Origin of the sequence: Arthrobacter sp. NPDC058130 (assembly GCF_042884475.1) — a bacterium.
Taxonomy (GTDB): Bacteria; Actinomycetota; Actinomycetes; order Actinomycetales; family Micrococcaceae; genus Arthrobacter.
In genome coordinates this window covers 665,737-684,121 of the sequence record NZ_JBHVTV010000002.1, presented here as the reverse complement: position 1 = coordinate 684,121, position 18,385 = coordinate 665,737, and the positions used below count along the sequence as shown (strand labels likewise).

Genomic DNA, 18,385 nt, shown 5'->3' with positions numbered 1-18,385 from the left:
ACACAGTTTATGCACGACTGGCCGGTCTGCCGCTTATCTTCGTTACGTTTCGACGGAGAATGCCGCGTGACGCCTGCGCCCGAAGATGCTGCAGTAACAACGCGATACTGCAGTGGTACCCAGAGGAGAAAATTTCACCATGGCACGCACAGCCTCCCTGTCAGGATTCCCCGAGTGGCTTCCCGAGGAGCGGCTGGTGGAACTCCATGTGCTGGACACGCTGCGCCGGACGTTCGAACTCCATGGTTTCTCCTCGATCGAGACCCGCGCCGTGGAAACTGTGGGGCAGCTGCTGCGCAAGGGAGAAATCGACAAAGAGGTCTACGGCCTGAGCCGGCTCCAGGACGACGAGGACTCTGCGGCCAAGTTCGACCCGCATGCCCTGGCCCTGCACTTTGACCTCACGGTGCCCTTCGCCCGGTACGTCGTGGAGAACGCCGGCTACCTGGCGTTCCCGTTCCGCCGCTACCAGATCCAAAAAGTCTGGCGCGGCGAACGTCCCCAGGAGGGCCGCGCCCGCGAGTTCACCCAGGCGGACATCGATGTGGTCGGCGACGGCGAACTGCCGTTCCGCTACGACGTGGAAATCGCGCTCGTGATCGCCGAGGCGCTCAACGCGCTGCCGATCCCCGACTTCCTGCTGCGGATCAATAACCGCAAGCTGGCCGAGGGCTTCTACACCGGGATCGGGCTCACCGACACCGCCGGCGTCCTGCGCAGCATCGACAAGCTCGAGAAGGTCGGACCCGCAAAGGTGGCCGACTTGCTCAAGGACGAACTCGGCGCCACCGACGATCAGGCGCAGGCCGCCCTGAAGCTCGCCGGCATCCGCACGACGGACACGTCCTTCGTGGAGCAGGTCCGGGCGCTCGGCGTCACCAACGAGCTGCTGGAAGAAGGACTGAACGAGCTGGAACAGGTCATCGCGGCCGCCGTCCAGCACGCCCCCGGACGGGTGGTAGCGGATCTCAGCATCGCCCGCGGCCTGGACTACTACACGGGCACCGTGGTGGAAACCGTCCTGGTGGGCCACGAACAGCTGGGCTCCATCTGCTCCGGCGGCCGCTACGACGCCCTGGCCAGCAAAGGCAACCGCAAGTTCCCCGGCGTCGGCCTCTCGATCGGCGTGACCCGCCTGGTGTCGCGGATCCTGAGCCAGGACCTCGCCAAGGCCACGCGCTCCGTGCCCACCGCCGTGCTGGTGACGCTCAATGACGACGGCAGCTGGGCCGCGGCGCAGGATGTCGCGGCGCAGCTGCGCAGCCGAGGCATCGCTACGGAGGTCGCCGCGAAGGCCGAGAAGTTCGGCAAGCAGATCAAGTTCGCCGACCGGCGCGGCATTCCTTTTGTGTGGTTCACCGACGACGACGGCAAGCACCAGGTCAAGGACATCCGCACGGGCGAGCAGTACGACGCCGACCCGGGCGCCTGGATGCCCGCCGAGGAGGACCTGCACGTGCGCGTTACCGCCGCGGGCTAGCTACCTGCGCGCCCGCTCGACGAGGAACCGCCCGGCCACTCCGGCCGCCAGCACCGCTGCCATGAACAGCACCGAGGCCGGCGGCAGGGTGACGGCCAGGACCAGGCAACCGACAAAGCCCAGCACATTGAGCCAGCGCGGAGCATGCCAGGGCCGGCCGGCCAGTGTGAAGGCCGCGGCGTTGGTCACGGCGTAATAGATCAGCACGCCGAAGCTGGAAAATCCGACCACGGTCATTACGTTGGTACTCAGCAGCAGGATCACGACCGCGGCGCCGACGGCCAGTTCCGCGACGAACGGGACGCTGTGGCCGCGGCCCACCAGGGCCAGCGGACCGGGCAGGTCCCGTTCCCGCGCCATGGCCAGGGTGGTTCGGCCCACCCCGGTGATCAGTGCCAGCAGTGCGCCAAGACAGGCGGCTGCCGCCCCCGCCTGGACGAACGGGACGCCGCCGCTGAGGCGACTGGCCGCCACCGCGTCCAGCAGCGGCGCCGTCGAACCCGCCAGCTGCCCAGGCGGCAGGTGCCACTGCAGCAGCACGGCCAGGCCGAGATAGATCACGAAGGCGCCGGCCAGGGCGGCCAGGATGGCCCGCGGAATGGTGCGCGCCGGGTCCTTGACCTCCTCGCCCAGGGTGGCGATCCGCGCATAGCCTGCGAAGGCGAAGAACATCAGCCCGGCCGCGGGCAGGACGCCCCAGCCGCCGGAGGGCGCCGCAGGGTAGGCCGGTGCCGCCGACACGGCGGGGGCGCCGGCCGGGTGCGGTCCCAGCAGCGACGCCACGGCGACGAACACGACCGTGGCCAACACCACGGCCAGCAGGACCCTGGTCAGCAGCGCTGTCCGCGTAATCCCGAGGAGGTTAACCCCCGTCAGTACCACGACGGCGGCGACCGCCAGGGGCGTCGCGTAGGCCGGTGCAACGTAGTGCCCGAACGTGAGCGCCACCGCCGCGCAGGACGCCGTCTTGCCCGTCACGAAACCCCAGCCCGCAATGAAGCCGGGCCACTCGCCGAGCTGCCGGCGCCCATATACGTAGGTGCCCCCGCTGTCGGGGTACCTGGCTGCCAGTTGCGCGGAGGCGACCGCGTTGCAGTAGGCGATGGCGCCGGCTACTGCCACGGCCAGTGTCAGCAGCGGCCCGGCCAGCGCGGCGGCGGGGGAGAACACGACGAAAACGCCGGCGCCCAGCATGGAACCCAGGCCGATTGCCGTGGAATCGAACACGCCGAGCCGGCGCTGCAGTCGCTGGTGCGGCCGCTGCGGGACAGGCCGGTGACCCGGCCGCCGGCCACGCCGGCCACTGGGCCCGGTTCCGTTGTGCCGGGTTGCCATGGCAGGAGGGGCCTTTCCACCGGGTAAACTCGAACGGGATCGTTCTTGAAGCGATCCTATTGAACTTCATTTTTAATGTCGCTTTTGATTTTCCCTCTGTCTTCTTCAGAAAGGCGTGCTGTGCTGCGCACACATGACCTCGGATCTCTTCGCTCCGAGCACATTGGACAAACCGTAACCCTCGCCGGCTGGGTCGGCCGGCGTCGTGACCACGGTGGTGTCGCATTCGTTGACCTGCGCGACGCGTCCGGCGTCGCCCAGGTTGTGGTTCGCGAAGAAGAGGTCTTCCACGGCCTGCGCAACGAATACGTGCTGCAGATCGTCGGCACGGTGTCCCAGCGTCCCTCGGGCAACGAGAACCCGGCCCTCCCCACCGGCGAGATCGAGGTGATGGCCGAAAAGGTCACCATCTTGAACACCTCGGATCCGCTGCCGTTCCAGATCGACGAGCACGTCGAGGTGGGCGAGGAAGCGCGCCTGAAGCACCGCTACCTGGACCTGCGCCGCCCCGGCCCCGCCCGCAACCTGCGCCTGCGTTCGGAGGCCAACCGCGTGGCCCGCGAACTGCTGCACCAGGACGGCTACGTGGAGATTGAAACCCCCACGCTGACCCGTTCGACGCCGGAAGGCGCCCGCGACTTCGTGGTCCCGGCCCGCCTCGCGCCGGGTTCCTGGTACGCGCTGCCGCAGTCCCCCCAGCTGTTCAAGCAGCTCCTGCAGGTGGGCGGCTTCGAAAAGTACTACCAGATTGCCCGCTGCTATCGCGATGAAGACTTCCGCGCGGACCGCCAGCCGGAATTTACGCAGCTGGACATCGAGGCCAGCTTCGTGGACCAGGACGACATCATCAGTTTGGGCGAGAACATCGTCAAGGCCCTGTGGAAGCTGATCGACGTTGAGATCCCGACGCCGATCCAGCGCATCACCTACCACGACGCCATGGCCCGCTACGGCTCCGACAAGCCGGACCTGCGCTTCGGCCAGGAGCTGACCGAGCTCACCGAGTTCTTCAAGGACACCGACTTCGGCGTCTTCAAGGCACCTTACGTCGGTGCCGTTGTCATGCCCGGCGGCGCTTCCCAGGCCCGCCGCGCCCTTGACGCGTGGCAGGAATGGGCCAAGCAGCGCGGCGCCAAGGGCCTGGCGTACGTTCTGTACAAGGAGGACGGCGAGCTCGCCGGTCCCGTCGCCAAGAACCTGACCGACACCGAGCGTGCGGGTCTCGCCGCCGCCGTCGGTGCCAAGCCTGGTGACTGCATCTTCTTCGCCGCCGGCGAGAAGACCCCGTCCCGCGCGCTCCTCGGCGCTGCCCGCGTGGAGATCGGCCACCGTACCGGTCTCATTAACCCCGCCGACTGGGCTTTCTGCTGGGTCGTGGACGCGCCGATGTTCGAGCCGGCCGCCGCGGCAGTCGCCTCCGGCGACGTCGCCGTCGGTGCCGGCCAGTGGACCGCCGTGCACCACGCGTTCACCTCGCCCAAGCCCGAGTTCATCGACTCTTTCGACAAGGATCCCGAGTCGGCGCTGTCCTACGCCTACGACATCGTCTGCAACGGCAACGAAATCGGCGGCGGCTCGATCCGTATCCACGAACGCGACGTCCAGGAACGGGTGTTCGAGCTCATGGGCCTGGACAAGGCAGACGCCCAGACCAAGTTCGGCTTCCTGCTGGAGGGCTTCAAGTTCGGCGCCCCGCCGCACGGCGGCATCGCCTTCGGCTGGGACCGCGTGGTTGCCCTGCTGGCAGGTGTGGAGTCCATCCGCGACGTCATCGCCTTCCCGAAGTCCGGCGGCGGCTACGACCCCCTGACCCAGGCTCCGGCACCGATCACGGCGCAGCAGCGCAAGGAAGCCGGCGTCGACTTCAAGCCCGAGGCCAAGAAGCCCACGGACGGCAAAAACTAGCCTGGCAGCATCAGCAGCAGGGGTTCCCCGGGTAACCGGAGGGCCCCTGCTGTCATCATCGGCCGCATCATGTTCCGGACGGAGAGACTTTGATGGACCCGGGTCCGAACCCCGCAGCCAACGCCGCAGCCAATCCCGCAGCCATTCCGGCGGCCGTTCCGGATCTTGAGGCGCTGATGGACGCCGCGTGGCCCGCCGCCGACCGGGAGGAGTCCGGCGGCTGGGTGCTGCGGGCTGCCTCCGGTGTAACGCAGCGGGCGAACTCCGTCTGGGTCCGTGATCCCGGCGATGACGACCCGCACCGGCAGCTGGCCGCGCTCCGGGAGGCGCGGCTCTGGTACCGGAACCGCCGGCTTCCGCTGATCTTCCAGGTTTTCGACGGCGTGGGCCAGGCGCCACTGCACGCTTTGCTCGACGACGAAGGATTCACCCGGCAGTCCGAAACCCTGGTCCTGGTCCGCCGGCCCGGGAATGAGCCCTCAGCGGAAGCCAGCGCAGAATCCGGCGCGGAACCCGGCGGCGACCCCGATCCGGCCGTGGAAATATCGGCCGGGCCGTCGGCAGAGTGGCTCGAGCTGTGGTGGAGTGTCGACGGCCGCGGCGGAGCGGCCGAGCTCGCCGTCGCCACCCGCATCCTCGAAGGGTGCCCGGCCCTGTATGCCCTGATGCGCGACGACGGCGGCGCGCCTGCCGCCGTCGCCCGCCTCGCTTTGCCAGACACGGGCCCCACGGGTCCCGGCTGGGGTGGCCTGTACTGCATGGCGACCCGCCCGGAGGCCCGGCGCCGGGGCTACGGCGGCCGGATAATCCGGGCCCTGCTGCGTGAAGGCGGCGCCCGCGGCGTGGCGGGGTTCTGGCTGTTGGTGATGGCATCGAACACCGGCGCCCGGGCCCTGTACGCCACCGCCGGCTTCCAAGAGGCCGGCCGGTACCTCTACCGGCAGGAAAAGCCGAAGCGGCACCTGACCGGCTGCTAGCGCGGGCCGTCCGCCGCCCGTCAGGCCCCCGCTCCGGGCCGCCCCGTCCGGAGGTTGCGCGCGAGCTGCCGGCGGAGGCGCAGGCGCCCGCGGTCGAACCCCGGGCCGCCGCCGTTCGCCGCCCCGGTGCCGGCGGCGCGGGCCGGCCGGGCGGAGTAGACGATCCTCGAGTGGTACAGATACCGCACCACGAACGCCGCCACGAGCGTCGCGGCCTGCGCCAGGACGGCGTCGATGATCAGGACGTTGACGGCAAGCATCAGCACGGGAAGCCGGGCCAGGGCCTCCAGGTTGTTGAAACAGAACGACTGGGCAAACCTGGTCCGAAACCCATTGGCCTTCTGCGGCAGGGTGCCGAAGACGATGTTTTCCTGCATCAGGAAGTTCGAGACAATCGTCAGCTCCGCGGCCACGATGGCCGCCGCGATGTAATTCGTGCCGGTGGAGAGCAGGAACGCCATGATCAAAAGATTCAGCACGGCGCCCACGGCCCCCACGGCGGCAAACAGCATGGCCGTTCCCGCGCGGAGCTCGCCGAGCTGCCGGAGGAAGCGCAGCCCCTGGCCAACGCCCGCCTTGGACCTGCCGGCGGTCCGAGGCCCGGGGGTGAACGGGACCTCGGACACCGTGAGGTGGTGCCGGGCGAGGATTTCCAGCAGGATCTTGAACCCGCTGGGCCGCAGCGTGCTGCACTCAATGGCCGAGCGCCGCAGACCAAAGAACCCCGTCATGGGATCCGAACAGCCCCGCAGCCGCAAGGGAAACAGTGCCAGAGTGATGCGCGTGGCCCCGGCAGAGACAACCCGGCGGGACCAGGCCCCCGCGCCGCGGCTATCACTGGCGCCCCTCCCGCCGTCGCCGCATCTGCCGCGGGCGCCGTAGCGCGAGGCGACAACGACGTCGGCGTCGTTCCCTTCGAGCTCAGCGAGCAGGACGGGGATGAGCTCGGGCGGGTGTTGGAGATCGCCGCTCATCACCATGCAGAACTCGGCGGCGCTGGACCGCACGCCATCCACGACGGCGCCACTCAGGCCGCCGGTGGGTGCCTCCCGGTGGATCACCCGGATGCGCATGGGCTCCGTCGCTGCGGAGGCCGCAATGATCTCCGGGGTATTGTCCGTGGAGTCGTCAACGAACACGAGCTCCGCGTCGATATCGCGGCAGGCCTCGGCAGCCCGGCCGATCAATTGCTGGACGTTCGGGGCCTCGTTGCGGGTGGGGACGATGACTGAAAGTTTCATGACTGCCGTCCTGTTGGTCTGCGTCCTAAGTGGACGGAGGAATGATGACGCGGTGTACGCTCCATTCGCCGAAGGTCTGGACTTGCTCGGAGTTCTGCAGGGCCGTCTTCACCCGGCTCAGTCCCAGGGAATCGATGTTGGCGGTGACGGACGGGCCCACGATGATCCAGCGGATCTCCTTCCAACCGCCTGGCCGTTCGATGTCGAACTGCTTGTCGAGGTCGGGTTTCTCCGTGGCGATCATGGTCCACGCGTTGTTCCACCCGCTGGAATTCAGGTCGTGCCACATCGAGTAGGGGGCCAGCACGACGTCGTTGCGGGAGACATTGTCCTGGACCCAGGTCATGGTGCTCCGCCAGTTGGAGTTGGTCTGTGCGGTGAGGAGGGTCCTGTCCTGCTCAAACCACTGCGGCAGCGACATCAGGAGCAGCGATGCCGACAGCACGGCGATGAACGCCGCCCGCAGGGGTTGGGCCAGGCGCGGCGCGCGGTGCACGAGTCTTTCCACACCGCTCCAGGTGATGTCCACGGCCGACCCGCATGCCAGCGCGAGGAACGGGATCACGCCGATGATGTACATCGCGGGGAGATAGCCCTGGCCCAGCACGATCGGGGTGGCGAAGGAGGCAATGGCGATGAACAGGATCCGGGACCGCCGGCGCAGCAGGCAGACGACGGCGGCGGCCAGCCCGGCGGCGATGAGGTACTTGTCGAAGTAGAGCCAGCCCGAGAGCAGCTCAGCGCGGCTTGATCCGGCCTGGAAGATGGTGCCGGAGCCCGACCGGTTCAGGAGCTGGTAGGCGAGGGCGTCCTGGAGCGAGACGTGGTCGGGTCCCGAAAGGAGTTCATTGCGAAGCAGCGCCGACAGCGGGTAGAAGGCCAGCAGCAGTCCGCCGGCGGTGAGGAACCCAACCACCGAAAATGACCGGTTGCTCCATTTGGGCCGGTACATCAGGGCAAGCAGCAGGGCGGGGCCAAAGATGGACAGTGTCTCCTTGGAAAGAACAGCGATCGCGAAACAGAGCCCGGCGCCCACGTGGTGCCATAGCGCGTCCCGCGACGACAGCGCAAGGTAGAAGGCCAGCAAGAGCCAGGGCACACCGATGTTGTCGAGGTAGATCTGCCGCCCGAGCACAAGGGAGAGTGGGGACAGGATGAAGAGCACCGTGGTCAGGGCCGCGAACGGAATACGCAGGCCCATGCGGCGGGACACCATGTAGAGCAGCACCGCGCTGGCCACGAAGTACACCGAAATGACGTATCTGGTGGCGCCGATGGTGGTGCCGTCGCCGAGCCTGAGCAGACTCGGAAACCAATTCAGCGCCGCTATCTGGATCCATCCGAGAGGCGGGTGGTCGTACCAGTACGTGTACGGGGCAAGGGACCCCGAGTGCACCGCGAAGGCCTGGGACGTGTAGGTGCCCTCGTCGTCCTGGTAGCTTGGCGCCCCGTCGAGGTTCCACAGGCTGAGGGCGGCCGCGGTGACCGTGAGCGCAGCCAGCGTAATCCTGTCCCATAAGGGGAGGTGCCTCAGGTTGAACGGGGCGGCGTGTGCCGTGCCGCGGTGTTTGGGGGTCCGTACGGCCAAAGTACCCGGCTGGCCGACCGGCGCCGCCGGCGGCGCCGTGGGTGGCGCTGCGGGTGGACCGGCTTGAACTTCCGTGGCTGCCATGACTGCCTCCTAGGGGGCTGTTGAAACGAAGGTGGCTGCTACTGCCGTGCCGGTTCGGCGGCGCCGGGGACGAGGTAGGCCAGATGGGATCCGGAATGGTCTGTCTTTTCCCAGGCAAAATCGCGGCGCATGAACTTGAACAAGGCCCGCAGGGCGGAGAACGCCAGGACCATCTGGTACAGGGGAGTGCCGGCAATCAGCCGGAAGTAGTCGTACCAGCTGATGGCGAACTTATGGTCGCGGCCGAATTCGTGGAGCATGCAGACATCGAACGCGACCGTCACTAGCGTGGGAATCAGGGGCAGGAAGGTGACCAGCGTGACCACCAGCGGGAATTTACCCCAGATGGCGGCGGCGATGGCGAGGGGGATGCAGAGCCCGGCAAGCGCCATGAAGTGCTGCTGCATCAGTGTCCACCAGGCGATGGTCCGCATCCGCCGGGACGGCAGGGCCTTCCAGTCGCCCTTGGCGAAAACCTGCATGAAGCCGAGGGACCAGCGGGTGCGCTGCCGGATCAGCCCGGAAAGGCTGTCCGGCGTTTCCTCACGCGTGACCAATTGCGGCGAGTACGCCACCACGATCTTCCTGCGGAGCGTCGACAGGCGCACCCCGAGATCGCAGTCCTCGGCGAGGCAGGAACCGTCCCAGCCGCCCACTGCCGTGAGCAGTTCCCGCTTGATGAACACGGTGTTGCCGCCGAGGGGAATGAATCCCTGCCGGGAATGGGCGTGCAGCCTGGACCGGAACCACGTGAAGTACTCAAGGCAGTTCCGCAGCGAGTACCACGTGTCCTTGTAGTTGATCAGCTGCACGGCGCCCTGGACGACGTCGGCGTTCTTGGTGGTGAAGACGCTGTCGATGTGGGCCAAGAGCTCTTCGGCGGCGATCGACTCGGCGTCGAAGACTCCGACAACGCTGTTGCGGCACAGCGACAGCGCCTTGTTCAGCTGCCGCGGCTTGTTCTTCCTCTCGCTGACGTCGACGCTGACCCGGACGAAGTCCGGAAACTCCCGGGCGAGCCGGTGCGCGATCGCCACCGTCTCCGTGTCGTCATGTCCGACCGAGATGATGATCTCCTTGCGCGAATGGGTCTGTACCAGGAGCGCCACCAGGGTGGCACGCATGACCTCTTCGCGTTCGTTCCGGCAGGGCATGATCAGGGAAAACGAATGCCCCTCCGTTGACTGAAGCCCGGAGTAGGACGTCCGGACCTGCGTCTTGGGGTCCCACCACGCGTAGGTGTTCAGGTAGAGGGTGGACACGGCGATGGCAAAGAGCGCTATGGCGATGATCAGGACCAGGGCGCTGGCCAGCAAGGTAGCGGACATGACGGAGCTCCAATGGGGTGGGTGGACGCAGGGGATCTCGACACGGGCGGGATCGTCAGTCGGGTGGATAGTGAGTCGGGTGGATAGTCAGCCGGACCGTGGAAGCATCCGGGAGCTGGCGGGGCGTTTAGTCGGCCGCGCCGCAGGCGACGCCGTCATGGTTGGCGTCGAGCCTTTGCGGATCGACATGCGCCTTGCGCACTGCCAGTCCGCTCTTGAAGTAGGTACGGACCTCGGTGCAGGTCCAGGAATGGGGCATCGATCCGGGATCAAGGCCCGCGTCTTTCATTTCCTTCAGATGCCGGCTCATGCTCGGCGGAATGGCGGGAAGGCACTGTCCGTCGGCGCCGTACTGGGGTAGACAGCCGCCCAGGGATATGCTGGCGCCGGACAGCACCGCCGCCGGGTCAACGGGGCCCCGCTGCTTGAGGCCGGTGGAATTGCCGCCCTCCGGCGCGGCCGCGGCCGCACCGGTTTCCGTCCGGGCCGCTTCAGCCAGGGAGACTTCCGGTGCGTCCCCAGCTGCCTTGGATGCCTGGTTCGTGGGGGCCGGTGGCATGGGCCCAAGCTTCGGCGCTTTGCCTGAGCCGGCCGTGTCCTTGGCCGTGTCCTTGGTGGTGTCCCTGGTGGCGGACGGCCCCGGCCGGGCGCTTGCAGACCCCGGGGCCTGCTTGGCCTGTGGCACCTGGCTCGCGCGAGGACCGGCGTTGACGGCACTGACGGTGGCGATGGCGGACATCCCGCCCCACACCATGGCTGCCGTGGCTGCCAGACCCGCCGCCGTGAGGGCGACGATGACGCGTGCCCCGCGCCCTCCGCGTGCTGAGCCTGCTGGGGTATTCGTGCCGCGCTTCATGAAACCCACACCCAACGGGCAACGCTCGGGATTCCGTCAGCGGACAACACAGTGAGCATGTACGGCCCGGGCGGCAGGAGGTTCGGATTGCTGGGGATTTGCGCAGTGCGGCCCGCACCCGTGCCCGCCAAGGGCAGATCGACGACGCGCGCGTTCGTGTCTGTCTGGTGCGTCTGGGACATCGGCGGTATGAGGGAAGCGGCCGTGACATCTCCTGTCACACCGATCTGCACGTTCTGCCCGTACCCAATCTGGCTCGGGGCGGCGGTGATGGCCGGCCGGGGTCCCTTGAACAGATAGGGGGGACTGTAGACCGAGATCCTGGCCTCGAAGGAATTATCCAGCGGATTGGAGCCCAGGACCGCCACGCGGCCGTCCGGCAGAAGGATGGACGTCGAGTGGTAATTTCGGCCAACAGGGTCCGCCGCCACAGTCTTCCAGGAGTTCGTCGACGGCGTGTAGATGGCCGCCGTCTGGATGTTTCCCGAACGGTTCAGCTGTGCGCCGTTGGCGGCCAGCACCGAGCGGTCCGGAAGGTTGAGGACGTTGACGTACATCTTGCCGGGGCCTGGGAGGTCCGGTCCGGGTACATAGTGCGGGCTTGGCTGTTTGAGGTCGATGAGGTCCACGAGGTTGATGCCCGGCGTGTTTCCGTCGGCATTTCCGCCGCCCACGATCATGAGCTTCTGGTCCTGGACCGGACCGACGAACACGGAGCCGGCCTGGTCCCTGAGATCCTTTTGCCGCAGCCCGGGAACATCCCAGATCTGGGCGGTTGTCCAGTCGTAGATCGACGAACCCGTTCCCGGCAGCCCGTTGCCGAAGGTGTGGGCCCCGGAGTAGAACATCCTCCCGTTTTCGAGCAGGAACATGTGCGGGTACGTGCCCCAGAAGCTCCACGTCTGTGGCACCTGGTTCTGCGGCAGCCACTTCATGGCCGAGGTGTCGAACATCTCCGTCAATACGGTGCCTTGGGCCTTCTCATCGAGCCCGCCGGCGGACCAGATGTCGCCGTTGCCCAGTTTCGTCAGCGACGGATACCAGTGGGCCCCGGCCATGTCGGAGAGCTGATGGAAGGTGTCGTCAGCGGGGTCGAAGTAGTAGCTCTTCTTTGACCCCTGGAAGGTCGTCGGCCCCACGTTGGAGGCGGGGTACGCCTGGGTACCGCCGGCCAGGAGGACTTTCCCGTCCGGCAGGGTCACGTGTCCGGCACAAAACATGTCGTAGGGCACGGGGATGTCTTTGAAGACGTTGGTGCTCGGTGACCAGACCACCGCCCGGAACGAGCCCGCATTGAAGTTCGGCTCATCGTTGCCCGAACCGGCGATCAGCAGCACGCGTCCGTCATGGAGCAGGGTTGAGTGAAGCGCCCGGATGGGAAGCTGCGAGGAAAGAGTTTCCCAGGATCCGACGGCGTCCGGGCCGCCCGACGGGGGCGGGCCCGCTGCGTCGTATTTAACCAGTGAGTAGTTGGTGGTCGAGACCGAGCCGTTGCCCGCGATGGACACCCCGACGGAAATCCGGTCGACGCCGTTTGGGATCGCCGGAGTTCGTGCCTGGCCTGTTGTCCAGCCGGAGACGGGCGGCAGTTCCTTGAGGTCGGTCCAGTACTGCCAGCCCGCGGCTGTGTGGCTGAAGACCGTCAGGCCGGACGGGCCCGCCGCGGTGGACTTGTAATCGACCTTGAGGTCGTATTGTTCCCCTGGCGTGACAGCGGGTGCGCAGCCCGGCGCGTCGGACTGGATTAGTTTTGCGTCCCCGGACTGATAAGCCGTGACATTAATTGCGAAGGACCGGGCTCCAGCGGGTGAATTTGCCGGAACATCATTTGATATTGATGTCTCTATTTGTCGGTTTCCCCAGCCGGCCAGCATAAAGCATTCCGGTGTTGGAGCGCCATCGGCAAGATTCCCATTGATTATCAATTCGCTGGTGTTTTGCCCTGGTGCAGCGATTTCGGTCAGGGAATAGTCGTCGGTGGCCAGGGTCCCGTCGGTTCCAAGCGAAAGTCCGAAACTGATGTAGTCCGTTCCGTCCGGGATCGCGGGTGTGGGGGCAGTGACGAGGCTCCAGTCCGTTGCCGGCGCCTGTTGCGCGACGTCGCCCCAGTAACTCCAACCCTGGGCGGAATGGCGGAACAGGGTGAGCGACGCCGGCGCAGTGGACTTGTACCAAAGTTGAATGGTGTAGCCGCGGCCCGGGACCACGGCCGGTGCGCACTGGGCGCTCTCCTCCTGGAGCAGCTTTCGGTCGCCTGCCGTATGGCCCTGGAGGGTGACCGAGACCGCCCGGCCGCCGAGCCGTCCGGCGACGAAATTCCAGCTGCCTTCAGTTCCCCAGCCGGCCCGCTTGAAGCAAGTGGCGTCCACGGTACCCTCCTCCAGAGACGGGTTATTCACGAGGTTGACGGCGTCGGCCGCCACGGCGACGGCGCCCACTAAGAAGTTCAGGGGAATAAGGAGCGCCAGGATGACTGCAATGAATCGCCGAGGGCTTTGGTGGTTATTCACCGTCGGTCGCATTCTGTGCGTTGCATATTCTGCTGTTGCTGATGCGGTTTGCGGCGGGAGATGATTCCGTATTTGTCATTCTGGGAATCGGTTGGTCAATGTTGGACATTGAATTCCCCAATAGCGATTGATTTCAGTGACAAGGGATGTGCTCGAGTCTATGGTCGGCAAAAAGGAGGGGAAACGAGTAGGAATTACTCGAATTCACACGGCGCCGGACAGGGGCGGGTACTCAGGTGGTGGTGGCGGACGCCGCTGAACTACTTGGACATCGGGTGGAAGCCAAGGTCAGCGCCCTCTCCGGCAGGCCCGCGTCCGGCCGGCGCCAGTGGGCAGCGAAACGGCGGGAAACGGCCGGGACGCAGCAATACGGCGGAAACGCAGCGAAAATGGCAGAAATGCGGCAATGTAACGGTTTCCGGCAGGACGGGTACCACGTGGCGGGGACAGCTACTCCGGGTCGGTCACCAGGATCCGCACCGAGCACAGGTCCGTGGCGGCCTTCTTCAGGATGGCCGCGCGTGGATCCGGGACGTCCAGGAAGGCCAGCCGGGCCAGCCCCGCGTAGCGCTTCAGCACGGGCTCGGCGAGCACTTGCTCGGCCAGTGTCCGGTCGCCGCCGGGCGCTACGTATTCGACCCGATGCCCTGCGAAGATCCTTGCGGCGTGCTCGGCGACCGCTTCCACGAGGGCATCTGCCTGGTTGGCGCGGCGCCGGGCAAAGCGCTGCTGGGACCAACCACCGGCCGCCGTCCGTGACTGAACGTGGCGCGTGCCGGTCTTGGACGCCAGTACAGCGCCGGCGCTCACCACGGCCACCGAGTATCCGCCGCGGCGGACCAGCACGGCACCGATGCTCCGGGGCTGGCCGGCCAGGGAAGCCAGCCGGGAGACGGCATCGGGGCCGGTCCCGGGCCGGCCGTCCACGGGCCAGGGTGCCCGCAGCACGGCCTCAGTGCCGTCCGCGGCGCGCAGCTGCAGGCCGGCGTCGGTCTGCTCCTGCGTGAGCGCGCCGTGGCTCGCGGCGAAGCGGTCCACCCAGCCGGGCAGCCGGGCGCCGGAGACAAAGGCCAGGCGGGTCTCGGGGCTGGGCATGGCATGGCTCTTTCGTCGCGGGGTGAGTTGCGGGGTGAAGGGTACGGCGTGAGTGATGGAGGAGTGACAGGACGGGCAGGAACTAGAAGTAGCCTATCTATGTGGAAGATCTCTTTGGCGCAGGGCGGGACAACGCCGACGGAAGCGACGACTCCGGCGGAGATGACAACGACGGCGCCGACGAATCCGGCCGCGCCCGGTCGGCAACCCGGTCCGGCGCCGGGGCAGCTTCGCCGCGCAGTCCGCTCGCTGTCCGGATGCGGCCGCGCACGCTGGATGACGTGGTGGGCCAGCAGCACCTGCTCGGCCAGGGCTCCCCGCTGCGCCAGCTGGCTGCCGGCTCCGACGCGACCGGCCCCGCCGGGCCGAGCTCGGTGATCCTCTGGGGTCCTCCCGGCACCGGCAAGACCACCCTTGCCCACGTGATTGCCAAGGGTCCCGGCCGGAAATTCGTCGAACTCTCCGCCATCACCGCCGGCGTCAAGGACGTCCGCCGCGTGATGGATGAGGCCCTGACTGCGCGCGACCTCTATAAGACCACCACGGTTCTCTTCCTCGATGAGATCCACCGCTTCAACAAGGCCCAGCAGGACGCGCTGCTTCCCGGCGTCGAGAACCGCTGGGTGGTGCTGGTGGCGGCCACCACCGAAAACCCGTCGTTCTCCGTCGTGTCCCCGTTGCTGTCCCGTTCGCTGCTGCTAAGCCTCAAACCGCTCACCGACGCCGACGTCGAGGGTCTGCTGCAGCGTGCCGTTACTGATGTCCGTGGACTTAACGGCAAAGCGGTGCTGAGTGTCGATGCCCTGGCCCACCTGGTCCGGCTCTCCGGCGGCGACGCCCGGCGCGCCCTGACCGCCCTCGAGGCGGCCGCCGGCGTCGCCTTTGGCGACGCGGACGACGCCGACGCAGTAGTCATAGACACTGCCGCGAAGGATGCTGCCGTTAGTGAGGCGGGCGTTGGGGACACCGCCGGGGCGGCGGAGCCTGTCACCATCCAGTTGCGGCACACGGAGCGGGCCCTGGATGTCGCCTCCGTTCGCTACGACCGGGCCGGGGACCAGCACTACGACGTCGCAAGCGCGTTCATCAAGTCGATCCGGGGCTCCGACGTCGACGCCTCGCTGCACTATCTCGCCCGGATGCTCGAAGCGGGGGAGGATCCCCGGTTCGTGGCCCGCCGGATCGTGATCTCGGCGGCCGAGGACGTCGGCATGGCGGACCCGACGGCGCTGCAGACCGCCGTCGCGGCGGCCCAGGCCGTCCAGCTGATCGGCATGCCGGAAGGCCGCATCGTCCTGGCCGAGGCGGTGGTGCACCTGGCCACCGCGCCGAAGTCCAACGCCGCCTACATGGGGCTCAACAAGGCGATCGCCGACGTCCGCGCCGGCCTCGGCAACGGGATACCGGCCCACCTGCGCGATGCCCACTATCCGGGCTCGAAGCAACTGGGGCACGGTGCGGGCTACAAGTACGCCCATGACGCACCGCATGCCGTGGCCACGCAGCAGTACCCGCCGGACGACCTCGTCGGACGGAACTACTATGTCCCCACCGGCAACGGAGCCGAACGCGACATCGCCACCCGGCTCGAGCGGCTCCGGAAGATCATCCGCGGTACGTGAGCGGCACCTGAACGGCCCTGACCAGCGGCTGCTCCTCCGCGGCACTGCAACCCCGGAATCCGGCGTTGACATAGGGGCCAAGAGGTCTAACGTGGAATTACGTCAGCATTGATCTGCTGACTACCCGTGCGGCGCAGGGGACAGCGCGGCTAATGTCGCCGGCTCGATACGCGGACCCCAACGCGGCCGGCGTAGCCCAACCCTTTTCCAGTGCGAGCGTCCCCCCGGCCCCAGGTAGTGTCCCATGAGTATCAACTTCGTTACAGCCATGGCAGTCAAGTCCTTCGATGTCCCCGACAAGAAACGGTGCCCGGACAAAGCGGAATTCGATCTCTGCACAGTAGACGACTATTCGGTGACGAGACTGATCCTGGGCCCTGGCTGGAGGTGGTCGGAGAACACCAGGCCCTACGAGCAGACCGACGCCTGCCAGCACCACCATCTGGGCTTCTGCATATCCGGTGAAATGGAAGTCGAATCCGAAGAAGGGCTGCGCTCCACGATCCACGCCAACGACACCTACGCCATTCCGCCGGGGCACGACGAATGGGTTGTGGGCCCGATGCCGTTTGTGGCGGTCGAATTCCTGGGTGCGGCGTCCTTCGGGCGCCGCGGCGGCCGGGGCATGCACGCCAGAGCCTGACTGCGGCCCTGACTTCGGGCCATGGACCCGTTCGTGGTAGGCTGGTCCGTTGTCTGGCAAGGCACGGACGCACAATCCATTAAATTTTGGAAAATCCTTGAATTTGATGATGGTTGCCCTGTGCCCAGTAGCAAAAGGCAGCGGTTGGCCGATGCTCTCCATCGTGGAGGCCAGTAACACTGACACACCGCAGATATTGGAAGGACACAAGTGGCTAACAACACTCGTGCTCGCCGTACCGCACGCCTTTCGCGCGCACTCGGCATCGCTCTGACCCCCAAGGCCGCCAAGTACATGGAGCGCCGCCCTTACGGCCCCGGTGAGCATGGCCGTGCCCGCAAGAAGCAGGACTCCGACTACGCCGTACGTCTGCGCGAAAAGCAGCGTCTGCGCGCCCAGTACGGCATCCGCGAAGCCCAGATGACCCGTGCCTTCGAAGAAGCACGTCGCACCAAGGGCCTGACCGGTGAAAACCTGATCGAACTGCTCGAAATGCGTCTCGACGCCCTCGTGCTGCGTGCCGGCTTCGCCCGCACCATCGCCCAGGCCCGCCAGCTGGTTGTGCACCGCCACATCCTCGTTGACGGCATCCGCGTTGACCGCCCGTCTTTCCGCGTCGGCGAGGGCCAGCTGGTCCACGTTCACAGCCGCAGCGAGACCATGCCTCCGTTCCAGGTTGCAGCAGCCGGCGCCCACCGCGACGTCCTGCCGATCGTTCCGGCCTACCTGGACGTCAAGCTTGACGCCCTGCAGGCCCGCCTGGTGCGCCGCCCCAAGCGTTCCGAGATCCCCGTGACCTGCGAAGAGCAGCTCGTCGTGGAATTCTACGCACGCTAATTCAAAAGGCAACACCTACAAAGAAGCCCGTGGCAAGCGCCGCGGGCTTCTTTGTATGTAAGGTACTTGGGGGAGTTCCCCGGGAGCCGTTTCTGCTTGCCGGCCGAAACGATCGGCTGAATCCGTCGGGACCCGACGCAACGAGCAGTTATCCACTGCAGTTCAAGGAGATGAGTGTCTATGTCTGGTGGCGATATTGCCGGCCTGATCGCGGCAGGGGTGTTTGCACTGCTGGTCCTGCTGCTCGCCGTGCCCATCCTGAAGCTCGGGGGAGTGTTTGACGAAGTGCGGACTTCCATCCGGTCAATCAGCGACGGCGCCACCCCGCTCATGGACGAAGTCACCGCGACTGTGACCACCACCAACGAGCAGTTGAAGAAGGTCGACGGCATCTCCTCGAACGTCTCGGACGCCTCCGCCAACATTTCGGCGCTGTCCTCGCTCGTGGCCGCTACCGTGGGCTCGCCGCTGATCAAGGTGGCCGCCTTCAGCTACGGCGTGCGCTCCGCCTTCTCCGCCCGCAAAAAGCCCGCCACCGGCCGGCGTAGCCGCTAACCCCGCCAGGAGAACCTGATATGAACAGAATCATCTGGATGGGAATCGGCGTCGCGATCGGCGTCATCGCCTTCCGCAAGGTCACCGAAGCCCAGTCCGCCCTTGGCCCCGAGGGCCTCAACCGGGCCGTGGGACGGCTGGCGGACGGCCTGTTCGACTTCGCCGACGCCGTCCGCGAAGGCATGGGGGAGCGGGAAACCGAACTCCGCACGGCCCTTGGGATCGACACGGCAACGGATATTGCTGCCGGCGGCGCCGTCGCCCGCCGGGATGCGGTCCGGCGCTAGCCGGGAGAGAATTAGTAAGTACAGTGCCCGTAACGGGCATGC

General features: G+C 66.8%; 15 protein-coding genes. 8 read left to right on the top strand and 7 right to left on the bottom strand.

Going from position 1 to position 18,385, the window contains the following annotated elements:
* Window positions 1–139: 139 nt before the first annotated feature.
* A complete protein-coding gene (gene hisS / locus ACFVTM_RS07290) occupies window positions 140–1,480 on the top strand; it encodes a histidine--tRNA ligase (protein WP_390202719.1) in 1,341 nt (446 codons plus the stop codon).
* On the opposite strand, the gene ACFVTM_RS07285 is transcribed toward hisS, so the two are convergent.
* The gene (locus ACFVTM_RS07285; RefSeq protein ID WP_390202718.1) at window positions 1,481–2,815 is read right to left on the bottom strand and encodes an APC family permease; all 1,335 of its coding nucleotides are present in this window, start codon (window positions 2,813–2,815) and stop codon (window positions 1,481–1,483) included.
* Between the two features lie 120 nt (window positions 2,816–2,935).
* Between ACFVTM_RS07285 and aspS the strand changes: the two genes are divergently transcribed.
* The gene (gene aspS, locus ACFVTM_RS07280) at window positions 2,936–4,720 is read left to right on the top strand and encodes an aspartate--tRNA ligase (protein ID WP_390202717.1); all 1,785 of its coding nucleotides are present in this window, start codon (window positions 2,936–2,938) and stop codon (window positions 4,718–4,720) included.
* Between the two features lie 176 nt (window positions 4,721–4,896).
* Window positions 4,897–5,697, top strand: a complete 801-nt coding sequence (locus ACFVTM_RS07275; protein WP_390202823.1) for a GNAT family N-acetyltransferase — start codon at window positions 4,897–4,899, stop codon at window positions 5,695–5,697.
* 20 nt (window positions 5,698–5,717) lie between these two features.
* Here ACFVTM_RS07275 and ACFVTM_RS07270 read toward each other — a convergent pair whose 3' ends face one another.
* From ACFVTM_RS07270 to ACFVTM_RS07245, 6 genes are all read right to left on the bottom strand, one after another.
* Window positions 5,718–6,938 (bottom strand): glycosyltransferase, encoded by a 1,221-nt coding sequence (locus ACFVTM_RS07270; protein ID WP_390202716.1) that lies wholly within the window; start codon window positions 6,936–6,938, stop codon window positions 5,718–5,720.
* A 25-nt stretch (window positions 6,939–6,963) separates the two neighbouring features.
* On the bottom strand, window positions 6,964–8,610 hold the full coding sequence (locus tag ACFVTM_RS07265) for an ArnT family glycosyltransferase (RefSeq protein ID WP_390202715.1): 1,647 nt from the start codon (window positions 8,608–8,610) through the stop codon (window positions 6,964–6,966).
* Window positions 8,611–8,648: 38 nt separating this feature from the next.
* On the bottom strand, window positions 8,649–9,938 hold the full coding sequence (locus ACFVTM_RS07260) for a glycosyltransferase (protein WP_390202714.1): 1,290 nt from the start codon (window positions 9,936–9,938) through the stop codon (window positions 8,649–8,651).
* Window positions 9,939–10,065: 127 nt separating this feature from the next.
* Window positions 10,066–10,794 (bottom strand): hypothetical protein, encoded by a 729-nt coding sequence (locus ACFVTM_RS07255; protein WP_390202713.1) that lies wholly within the window; start codon window positions 10,792–10,794, stop codon window positions 10,066–10,068.
* Complete coding sequence (locus ACFVTM_RS07250; protein WP_390202712.1) at window positions 10,791–13,304, bottom strand: galactose oxidase-like domain-containing protein; 2,514 nt, start codon at window positions 13,302–13,304, stop codon at window positions 10,791–10,793. The genes ACFVTM_RS07255 and ACFVTM_RS07250 overlap by 4 nt, the downstream gene beginning before the upstream one ends.
* Before the next feature lie 450 nt (window positions 13,305–13,754).
* Complete coding sequence (locus ACFVTM_RS07245; protein WP_390202711.1) at window positions 13,755–14,399, bottom strand: acVLRF1 family peptidyl-tRNA hydrolase; 645 nt, start codon at window positions 14,397–14,399, stop codon at window positions 13,755–13,757.
* Window positions 14,400–14,500: 101 nt separating this feature from the next.
* Between ACFVTM_RS07245 and ACFVTM_RS07240 the strand changes: the two genes are divergently transcribed.
* From ACFVTM_RS07240 to ACFVTM_RS07220, 5 genes are all read left to right on the top strand, one after another.
* Window positions 14,501–16,021, top strand: coding sequence for a replication-associated recombination protein A (locus tag ACFVTM_RS07240; protein ID WP_390202710.1), 1,521 nt, complete (start codon window positions 14,501–14,503; stop codon window positions 16,019–16,021).
* Between the two features lie 244 nt (window positions 16,022–16,265).
* Complete coding sequence (locus ACFVTM_RS07235; RefSeq protein WP_390202709.1) at window positions 16,266–16,664, top strand: cupin; 399 nt, start codon at window positions 16,266–16,268, stop codon at window positions 16,662–16,664.
* 210 nt (window positions 16,665–16,874) lie between these two features.
* Window positions 16,875–17,501 (top strand): 30S ribosomal protein S4, encoded by a 627-nt coding sequence (rpsD, locus tag ACFVTM_RS07230; RefSeq protein ID WP_018773157.1) that lies wholly within the window; start codon window positions 16,875–16,877, stop codon window positions 17,499–17,501.
* Between the two features lie 180 nt (window positions 17,502–17,681).
* Entirely contained in the window at window positions 17,682–18,056 is a 375-nt protein-coding gene (locus ACFVTM_RS07225) for a DUF948 domain-containing protein (RefSeq protein ID WP_390202822.1), read from the top strand.
* 20 nt (window positions 18,057–18,076) lie between these two features.
* A complete protein-coding gene (locus ACFVTM_RS07220; protein ID WP_390202708.1) occupies window positions 18,077–18,343 on the top strand; it encodes a DUF6167 family protein in 267 nt (88 codons plus the stop codon).
* Window positions 18,344–18,385: the final 42 nt, after the last annotated feature.

Bases quoted from the DNA above. Each gene is read 5' to 3' on its own strand.
- hisS (WP_390202719.1), top strand. From the start codon at position 140: ATGGCACGCACAGCCTCCCTGTCAGGATTCCCCGAGTGGCTTCCCGAG.
- ACFVTM_RS07220 (WP_390202708.1), top strand. From the start codon at position 18,077: ATGAACAGAATCATCTGGATGGGAATCGGCGTCGCGATCGGCGTCATC.
- ACFVTM_RS07270 (WP_390202716.1), bottom strand. From the start codon at position 6,938: ATGAAACTTTCAGTCATCGTCCCCACCCGCAACGAGGCCCCGAACGTC.
- ACFVTM_RS07275 (WP_390202823.1), top strand. From the start codon at position 4,897: ATGGACGCCGCGTGGCCCGCCGCCGACCGGGAGGAGTCCGGCGGCTGG.
- ACFVTM_RS07285 (WP_390202718.1), bottom strand. From the start codon at position 2,815: ATGGCAACCCGGCACAACGGAACCGGGCCCAGTGGCCGGCGTGGCCGG.
- ACFVTM_RS07260 (WP_390202714.1), bottom strand. From the start codon at position 9,938: ATGTCCGCTACCTTGCTGGCCAGCGCCCTGGTCCTGATCATCGCCATA.
- ACFVTM_RS07255 (WP_390202713.1), bottom strand. From the start codon at position 10,794: ATGAAGCGCGGCACGAATACCCCAGCAGGCTCAGCACGCGGAGGGCGC.
- ACFVTM_RS07225 (WP_390202822.1), top strand. From the start codon at position 17,682: ATGTCTGGTGGCGATATTGCCGGCCTGATCGCGGCAGGGGTGTTTGCA.
- ACFVTM_RS07245 (WP_390202711.1), bottom strand. From the start codon at position 14,399: ATGCCCAGCCCCGAGACCCGCCTGGCCTTTGTCTCCGGCGCCCGGCTG.
- ACFVTM_RS07235 (WP_390202709.1), top strand. From the start codon at position 16,266: ATGAGTATCAACTTCGTTACAGCCATGGCAGTCAAGTCCTTCGATGTC.
- ACFVTM_RS07265 (WP_390202715.1), bottom strand. From the start codon at position 8,610: ATGGCAGCCACGGAAGTTCAAGCCGGTCCACCCGCAGCGCCACCCACG.